Origin of the sequence: Raineyella sp., from assembly GCF_034933565.1 — a bacterium.
GTDB lineage: Bacteria > Actinomycetota > Actinomycetes > Propionibacteriales > Propionibacteriaceae > Raineyella.
The window spans coordinates 36140-44188 of sequence record NZ_JAYFNG010000046.1 but is presented as its reverse complement, the minus strand read 5'-3'; the positions used below and the strand labels follow the sequence as shown (position 1 = coordinate 44188).

The following is an 8049-nucleotide window of genomic DNA, read 5'->3' as shown; positions in this document are numbered from 1 at the left end:
TGGGGACGACCGCAACGGCGGTCGTCCCCACGGATGCCTCATTGTCCCGTCCGACGTCCCCGACGTCGGACGGGCCGGAGTCAGTCCGCCAGCGGCGCGGTCGACTTCGGCATCGGCTGGCCGATCTGGCGCAGCATCTCGGTGAACCACGCGGCGGTCAGGTCGAAGGGCTTGCCACCCTTGATCCGCTCGAACTCGATGGCGCGCAGCTCGTCGCCCTGCTCCTCGTCATTGCCGATCACACCGGGGACCTTCGCAAGCGCCGACTCGACCGCCAGGTCGCACATCGACGAGATGAGGTCGACGTCGTACTCCACCGGGGCAGCGGAACGGGAGAAGTAGCCGGACTTCTGGACCAGGACCTTCTCGGCGCCGATCCGCTCGGCGAACTGGCTGGCGAACCAGTTGCCCGGGTTGATCTTGTCGAGCTTGACGTGGCCGAACGCGTCACGCGGGACCTCCTCGCCGGACTCCTCCAGCTCCTGGACGATGGCCTCGACCCCGGCACCCTCGGACAGGAAGATGGTCACGTTGCCGACGCGGTCCATGATCTCCTTGAGGCGGGCGGCTTCGTCGTCGATGCTGAACTCGTCCTCGGGCACGTACACCGCGTGCACCTCCCAGGCCTCGCGGCTCAGCCCGATCTCGGGCAGCCAGGCGCGGGTGTCGAGCCAGTTGCGGTACTCGCGGGCGGTGGCGGCGGTCAGCCACCCGCAGTGCCGGCCCATCACCTCGTGGACGATGAGCTCACGGCCCACGGAGTTGTGCTCGGCGACGATGTTGCGGGCGAAGATCGCGCCCATCTCGGCGGCGGTCTGGGCGCCGAGCGACTGGCGGATCGGGACCACATCGTTGTCGATCGTCTTCGGCAGGCCGACGACGGTGAGCTCGTAGTCGTGGTCGCGCAGGTAGGCGGCCAGGTCGGCGGCGGTGGTGTTGGTGTCGTCGCCACCGATGGTGTGCAGGATCTCGACGCCGTCGGCGACCAGGCGGTCGGCCGCGACCTTGAGGGCGTTCTCGCCCGGCTGGATCAGGCCGCGCTCCAGCAGGTCCTTCTCGTTGGTGAGCTTGACCCGGGAGTTGCCGATCGGGGAGCCGCCGTAGGTGTGCAGCAGGCCGGCGCTGTCGCGGACGGCCTGGGTGACGGTGAGGTACTCACCCTGCAGGAGACCCTGGTACCCGTGCTTGTACGCGATGATCTCGCGGTCGGGGGCGATCTCCGTGTAGCGCTGGATGAGCCCGCCGATGGCGGAGGACAGACACGGGGCGAAGCCGCCGGCCGTCAACAGAGCTACCTTGCCCGGCATGTGGATACCTTTCGTTCGTGAAGGTGGACGCGACCAGCCTATGGGGCGGCCGTCGGCGGCCCGGGGGCGGGGTGGTCGCAGAGCACCCCGGCCGGTGCCGTGGCCGGCGGTGCTCCGGCGGCGGTGTCAGGCCGGCGCGCGGTGGGGCGGCGATGCGTACGTCCGGCCGGGTCGGGCCACGGCCCCGTGGCGTGTCATCATGCCGGTGACCGGCACACGGACAGAGGGGGAGGCCGATGACGACGTACGTGCCTGCTGACAGGCCCGCGGCCCGGGATGAGCGGGGACAGGCCCTGTCGGTGATGGTGTTGTTGGTCACGATGGCCCTGGGGTTGATGGCCGGCCTCGTCGTCGACGGCGGGCGTCAGGTCACCGCGACGCGCCGGGCCACCGCGGTCGCCGAGCAGGCCGCTCGGGCCGCCACCGACGCCGCGGCGGCTTCGGCCCTGGAGGGCACACCCGACGCGGGTGCGGCACTGTCCGCGGCGCGGGCGGTCCTCGGCGCCGAGTCCGAGGTCACCGGCACCGTCAGTGTCCGGCCCGGGCTGCAGGTCCGGGTCGACACCCACGCGGAGCTGCCCACCGTCTTCCTCTCGGTGGTCGGCATCGGCAGCGTCCGTGGCCAGGCGTCGGCCACCGCGGACCTGGTCCGGGTGGGCTGAGCGCCCGTCCCGGCTCAGGTCAGGCTGTTCGCCATCCGCTCGATCGCCTCGGTGAGGATCTCGGTGGAGGTCGCCAGGTTGAGCCGTACGTGACCGCGGCCGACCGAGCCGAAGGCCGGGCCGGGATTGAGCGCGACCCGGGCGACGTCCAGGAAGTGCTGCTGCGGGTCGGGGAGCCCGAGCGCGGTGCAGTCCAGCCAGGACAGGTAGGTGGCGTTGCCCGGCAGCTGGCTGACCGCGGGGAGCTTCTCGGCGAGCAGCCGGTCCACCAGGGCGCGGTTCGCGGCGATCTCGGTGCGCAGCTGGGTCAGCCAGGGCCGGCCCTCGTCGAGGGCGACCGTGTGGCTCAGCACCGCCAGATGGCTGGCGGCGCCGCGGGCAGCGTCGTACGGCACCGCGGCGAGGTCCTTGGCGGCCGCCGGGCCGGCGACCATCACCGCGGCCTTCAGGCCGGCGAGGTTCCAGGCCTTCGAGGCACTGAACAGGACCAGGGCGTCCTCCGAGCCGGGCACTGACAGGTACGGCACGTACGTGACGCCGGGATCGGTGAGCGGCGCGTGGATGGCGTCGACGATCACCCGGACCCGGTGCTCGCGGGCCAGGCGGGCCACCGTGGCCAGGTCCTCGGCGGGGTGCGCGCGACCGGTCGGGTTGTGCGGGCTGGAGAGCAGGTAGGCGGTCGGGCGGACCCCCAGCCGGCCGGAGAACGCCGCCTCCAGGGCCACCAGGTCGAGGTGCCCGTCGGGCGTCATCGGCACCTCGAGAAGCTGACGGTCGGTCCCGGTGACGGCGGCGAAGAACGGAGGGTAGACCGGCGGGTTGACCACGACGTGGTCGCCGGGCCGGGTGGTCACCCCGATGGCATTGCGGATGCCGCCCATCACGTCGGGCATCAGCCCGATCCGGGCCGGGTCCAGCTCGAGACCCCAGGTGTCCTGGGCGAACCGGGTCACCGCCTCTTCGTACACCGGGCCGGCGGGGTAGCCGGTGTCGCCGCGGTCGATCGCCGCGTGCAGGGCGGCGGCCACCGGGGGAGCGACGTGGCAGTCCATCTCGGCGACCCACAGCGGCAGCACGTCCTGCGGGTAGCGGCGCCATTTCATCGAGGTGCGGGTCCGCAGGTCGGCCAGCGGGACGGTGAGGATCTCGTACGTCACCCCTGCAGACTAGTGCCCGCCCGCCACCGGTGGACGGTCGCGACGGTAGGCTGTGGCGTCATGGCGAAGTATTTCGACGTCCATCCGGTCAACCCGCAGTCCCGTTCCATCCAGCAGGCGGTCGACATCCTGCGCGGCGGTGGACTCGTGGCCTACCCGACCGACTCCTGCTACGCGCTGGGGTGCCTGATGGGCAACAAGGAGGGGCTGGAGCGCATCCGGCAGATCCGCAAGCTCGACGACAAGCACCACTTCACCCTGGTGTGCTCCAACTTCGCCCAGCTCGGTCAGTACGTCCAGATGGACAACGCCGTCTTCCGTGCGGTCAAGGCCGCCACCCCGGGCCCGTACACCTTCATCCTGCCGGCGACCCGCGAGGTGCCCAAGGCGATGGTGCACGCCAAGAAGCGTACGGTCGGCGTCCGGGTGCCCCAGCACGTCACCGCACTAGCCCTGCTCGACGCGCTGGGTGAGCCGCTGATGTCGAGCACCCTGCTGCTGCCCGGCTTCGACGCCCCGCTGACCGACGGCTGGCAGATCAAGGAGGAGCTCGACCACCAGGTCGACGCCGTGATCGACTCCGGCGACTGCGGTGTCGAGCCGACCACCGTGGTGAACTTCACCGGTGACGAGGTGACCGTCGACCGCGTCGGCGCGGGGGACCCGACACCCTTCCAGTGATCCTCGCACCCCACCCGCTGCGGGTGTTCGCGTATCCCGGGCGGCGCGTGCGCTGTCCGGGGCGTACGCCCGGCCCGGCCCACGCCCGGCCGGTCAGTGCCGCCGCTGCTCGATGTAGCGCAGGGAGTTGGGCTCGCACCTGGCCTCGGTGGCGATCCGCATCGGGGCGATCCGGCCGAGGTCGCGCAGCTCGTAGAGCCGCGGGACGACCCGGTCCCGTACGGTGATCGGCGACAGGGTGTTGAGGTAGATCTTCGTGCCGCCCTCGAAACCGGCCAGGTTCGACACCCGCCACTTCAGCATGATCCGCCACGGCATCGGCTCCAGCACGTCGATCGGGCGGTGGTACCACTCCTCGTTGCTGGGTACGTCGGCGCCGGTGGCGGCGTGGCAGGCGTGCAGCAGGTCCGACATCGCCCGGACCTCCTCGGCGGAGGCCTCCCACGGGTTCGCGGCCGGGCTCTTGGAGTAGACCTCGAGGGTGGGGTAGCGGTGGCCGAACCCGGCGAACGCCACCGCATGGTCGTTCTCGGCGATGACGAGGTTGTGGTAGCCGGCGTAGTTCACCGCGGCCTCGTTGTAGAGGTTGGGGTTGGCCCGGATCCGTTCGATCTCGAGCTCGTTGTTCACGCCCCGCTCGTCGATGGCGACCAGCTGCTTGTGCAGGTGGTCGAAGGAGGCGCCGGCCGGCTTGAGCCAGTTCTGGAAGGTCGCGACGTAGCGTACGTACCGGTTGGCCGCGTAGAGCTGCTTCATCGCCTCCACGGTGAAGGTCATGTACCGGTGGTGCTCCTCGGGGGTCAGCGTCCCGGACGAGGCCAGCCCGGTGTTGTCGTACGCCCCGTCGGTGAAGTGGCGCCGGGCGACGATCACGTCGTGGCCGCCGCCGAAGAAGCCGGCCGCGTGGGCGCGTCGGTCGTCCTCGGTCAGCGCCGCCCAGTCGCTGTTGCTCAGCCCGGCGGCACGCATCCTGGCCTGCACGATCCGCAGCACGTGGTCGCGGCCCATCGTGGTGCTCAGGTACTCGTCCATCCGCCGCTGCAGCGGGGTGGGCATGTCGTAGCCGTAGTTGCGGTGCCAGTAGTCGTACGACACGATCTCGAACAGGTTGGGGATCCGGCGGAACTCCGCGACGGTGTCGTGCAGGTGCTCGGCGCCGACGCCGTCGAGTCGGCGCCAGCGACCGTCCTCGCGGACCAGCCGGGACTTCTCCGGCGGCGTCTCCAGGTAGCGCTGCTCGCAGAAGGCGCACCACCGGCCCCGGTCCTCGGCGCGCAGCGGCTGGGGATCGGGGTGGCTGATGCCCAGCGGCCGGTGGCCCCGGCCGGGGACGGTCCAGACCTCGGTGCCACTGAACGGGTTGACCTGCTTGATGGTGCCGTCCGCCATCTCCTGCATGAGCTGCGCGGACGCGATGAGCGTTGCTGAGGACATCCTGATCCCTCCCCGGACCTGCCTGCTGCTGGCGACAGCCTAGCGGGGCACGCCCGGGCGGGCCGGGGCCTAGCCGGTCGACAGCCCCGGGACGCGCCGGCCGCGGATCTTGCGCAGCTCGAGGGCGTGCGCCGCGAGCGCCGCGTCCTCGGCCGACGCCGGCTGCCACTGCGGGATGTCGACCAGCCGCCCGTCGTGGTCACGGACGCCGTAGGTGATCGCGCAGTGGGTGGTGAGCTCGCGCTTGTCGGTGCGGGGGTCCCCGGAGCGTACGTGCACCGAGATGTCCATCGTCTTGCGGTTGGTCCGCAGCAGCCGGGCCTCGAGCTCGACCACGTGGCCGATCTGGATCGGCCGGTAGAACCGGACGCCGCCGGAGTAGACGACGGTGGGCGTCATGCCGGACCACTGGCTGGCGCACAGCCAGGCGGCCTGGTCGATCCATTCCATCGCCGTGCCGCCGTGCACCTTGCCGCCCCAGTTGACATCGGTCGGCTCGGCCAGGAAGCGGGTGACGACCCGGGGCGCGGTGCCGGCGTCGGTGTAGGACTGCCGAGCCATCTCCTGCTCGATCTCCTGGCGGATGTCGGCGCGGCCCAGCGCGGCCTTGGCGTGTGCGCGCTCCTTCGCGGTGATGGGGTCGAACTCGGTGACCGGGACCGAGTGCCCGTGCCCGTCGGTGGCCACGAAGATGACCAGGCAGTTCGTCGCCTCGGCCCAGGCGAGGGTGGTCGGGTCGGAGTGGCGGACGGTGCACTGGATGTGCATCGAGGTGCGCCCGGTGTAGATGATCCGTGCCTCGACCTCGACCAGGTGCCCGGACGGGATGCCGTGGCGGAAGGAGACGTGCCCGACGTAGGCGGTCACGCAGTAGTGGCCGCTCCAGCTCGCGGCCACGGCGTACGCGGCCTTGTCGATCCATTCCAGGATCCGGCCCCCGTTGACGATGTCCTCACCGTCGAAGAGGACGTCGGTGGGTGCGGCGAGGAACCGCAGGGTCTCCACGGGGGATCGGGTGGGCACAGGACTGCTCCGTTCTGCAGGGTCGCGGCCCACTATCGCAGCAGCCCCGGGCTGGCGGGGCCGGACCGTGCCGACGCGGGAAACGAGCCGGTCGTCCGGCGGGGTCGTACGGCCGGGGCGTCACCCAGGGCGGAACGGTCGCCTCCCGGCCCGGTCGCGGCAGGTCAGCCCCGGCAGGCCGCCCGCAGCCGGCGCCGCGACAGGTGGATGCCGGTGATCCCGACCAGATAGACGGGAGCCTGGGTGGCGAGTGCGAGCGCGAAGGACCGGGCGTCGTAGCCGGTGGGGCCGGTCAGTGCGTCCAGCGTCAGGCCGACGAGCAGGATGCTGATCAGGCAGGCGATGAAGCCGCCCATGATCACCATGCCGGTGCCGGTGCCGACCCGCTGCGGAGGCTGGGACGTCCGGATGTAGTCGAACGCGATGTTGGAACCCGGGCCACCCATCGCGATCGCCACGATCAGCACGACCAGCAGCCAGACCGGCGGCGTCGCCGGCCACAGCAGCGTGACCGCCCAGGCGGCCACCTGGACCCAGATCAGGGCGAGCGCGAGCCGGGCCCGGTCGCCGGGGTAGCGGGCGGTCAGTCGGCCCACCACCGGGCCGACCGGCACCGCCACGGCGGCGAAGAAGGAGAGCAGGCCGCTGGCCAGCGCGGGGGAGTAGCCCAGCCCGGCCGTCAGGTACGGGTAGCCCCACATCAGCGGGAACATCATCGTGGAGAAGCAGGTGGTGAAGTGGATCCAGAACGCCAGCGGGGTGGCCGGATCGCGGCGGACCGCCCGGACCCCGGCGACGACGGCCGCCAGCGACCGGGAGCTGTCCGGATGCCACCGGCCGGGCGGCGCGTTGCGGGCGAACACTGCCATCAGGACGGCCGCGACGACCGAGGCGGCGGTGGCGATGAGGAAGGCCGGGCGCCAGCCGTACGACCCGAGCAGGGCCCGGAACGGGACAGCGCTGAGGATCTGGCCGAGGCTGCCGATCAGGCCGGTCAGCTGGGTGAGGACCGGGACGACCCGCGGCGGGAACCACGCCGGGACCAACCGGATGACGGCGTTGAACGTCATCGCGTCCCCCAACCCGACGAGGACGCGCCCGATGACAGCGACGGTGAGGTCGTCGGTGGTCGCGACGAGCAGCTGGCCGGCGGCCATCACGACCGCACCGGTGGTGACCACGACCCGGGATCCCAGCCGGTCCAGGACGAGACCGACCGGGACCTGGGCGGCCGCGTAGACACTGAGCTGCAGCACGACGAACATCGACACGAGCCCGGCACCCACGCCGAAGTGCTCGGAGGCCGCGATGCCGGCGACGCCGAAGGTGGAGCGTTGCATGACCGCCATCGCGTACACGAACACCCCGACAGACCACACCGACCACGCTCGACGACTGTTCACGCGCCTCATCGTCGCATCCGGCGCGGCCATGTCCCGGAGCGTGGTCCTGCGACGCGGGTCAGTAGCTGATGTCGAAGCTGTGGTAGCGGGTGGTGGGAGTGCGGATCTCCCGATCGAGGAAGTCCACGACACCCGGGGTCATCGGTGACTTCAGCTTGCGGAGCATCGCGACCACCTGGTCGTGGGTCCCCTGGGCCAGGACCTCGACCGTCCCGTCGGGCCGGTTCGCGACCCATCCGACCAGCCCGATCCGGGCCGCCTGGCGCTCGGTCCAGAACCGGAACCCGACGCCCTGCACATGGCCGTGGACCACCGCGTGCAACTCCTCCAGCGGAGTATCAGTCATGCCACGAGCCTAGGCCAGGTCCCTGACGGAGGCAGG

8 protein-coding genes are annotated in these 8049 nt (G+C 71.3%); 2 read left to right on the top strand and 6 right to left on the bottom strand.

The genetic code is table 11. The features are described 5' to 3' along the window. Positions 1-80 precede the first annotated feature (80 nt). On the bottom strand, positions 81-1307 hold the full coding sequence (locus VB059_RS12405; RefSeq protein WP_323422339.1) for a pyrophosphate--fructose-6-phosphate 1-phosphotransferase: 1227 nt from the start codon (positions 1305-1307) through the stop codon (positions 81-83). 236 nt (positions 1308-1543) lie between these two features. On the opposite strand from VB059_RS12405, the gene VB059_RS12400 reads away from it, so the two are divergent. After that, positions 1544-1969 carry a pilus assembly protein TadG-related protein gene (locus VB059_RS12400; protein ID WP_323422338.1) on the top strand — a complete coding sequence of 142 codons (426 nt, stop codon included), beginning with the start codon at positions 1544-1546 and terminating at the stop codon, positions 1967-1969. Between the two features lie 14 nt (positions 1970-1983). Here the strand turns inward: VB059_RS12400 and VB059_RS12395 are convergent, their stop codons facing one another. Next, on the bottom strand, positions 1984-3126 hold the full coding sequence (locus VB059_RS12395) for a MalY/PatB family protein (protein ID WP_323422337.1): 1143 nt from the start codon (positions 3124-3126) through the stop codon (positions 1984-1986). 60 nt (positions 3127-3186) lie between these two features. On the opposite strand from VB059_RS12395, the gene VB059_RS12390 reads away from it, so the two are divergent. Beyond that, a complete protein-coding gene (locus tag VB059_RS12390; RefSeq protein ID WP_323422336.1) occupies positions 3187-3807 on the top strand; it encodes an L-threonylcarbamoyladenylate synthase in 621 nt (206 codons plus the stop codon). Between the two features lie 93 nt (positions 3808-3900). On the opposite strand, the gene VB059_RS12385 is transcribed toward VB059_RS12390, so the two are convergent. The 4 genes from VB059_RS12385 to VB059_RS12370 form a co-directional block, all read right to left on the bottom strand. After that, a complete protein-coding gene (locus VB059_RS12385) occupies positions 3901-5241 on the bottom strand; it encodes a DUF4921 family protein (protein WP_323422335.1) in 1341 nt (446 codons plus the stop codon). Positions 5242-5310: 69 nt separating this feature from the next. Then, positions 5311-6264 (bottom strand): acyl-CoA thioesterase, encoded by a 954-nt coding sequence (locus VB059_RS12380; protein ID WP_323422334.1) that lies wholly within the window; start codon positions 6262-6264, stop codon positions 5311-5313. Between the two features lie 164 nt (positions 6265-6428). Beyond that, the gene (locus VB059_RS12375) at positions 6429-7628 is read right to left on the bottom strand and encodes an MFS transporter (RefSeq protein WP_323422333.1); all 1200 of its coding nucleotides are present in this window, start codon (positions 7626-7628) and stop codon (positions 6429-6431) included. 97 nt (positions 7629-7725) lie between these two features. Continuing rightward, positions 7726-8013 (bottom strand): acylphosphatase, encoded by a 288-nt coding sequence (locus VB059_RS12370; protein WP_323422332.1) that lies wholly within the window; start codon positions 8011-8013, stop codon positions 7726-7728. Positions 8014-8049 lie beyond the last annotated feature (36 nt).

Bases quoted from the DNA above. Each gene is read 5' to 3' on its own strand.
- VB059_RS12405 (WP_323422339.1), bottom strand. From the start codon at position 1,307: ATGCCGGGCAAGGTAGCTCTGTTGACGGCCGGCGGCTTCGCCCCGTGT.
- VB059_RS12400 (WP_323422338.1), top strand. From the start codon at position 1,544: ATGACGACGTACGTGCCTGCTGACAGGCCCGCGGCCCGGGATGAGCGG.
- VB059_RS12390 (WP_323422336.1), top strand. From the start codon at position 3,187: ATGGCGAAGTATTTCGACGTCCATCCGGTCAACCCGCAGTCCCGTTCC.
- VB059_RS12385 (WP_323422335.1), bottom strand. From the start codon at position 5,241: ATGTCCTCAGCAACGCTCATCGCGTCCGCGCAGCTCATGCAGGAGATG.
- VB059_RS12370 (WP_323422332.1), bottom strand. From the start codon at position 8,013: ATGACTGATACTCCGCTGGAGGAGTTGCACGCGGTGGTCCACGGCCAT.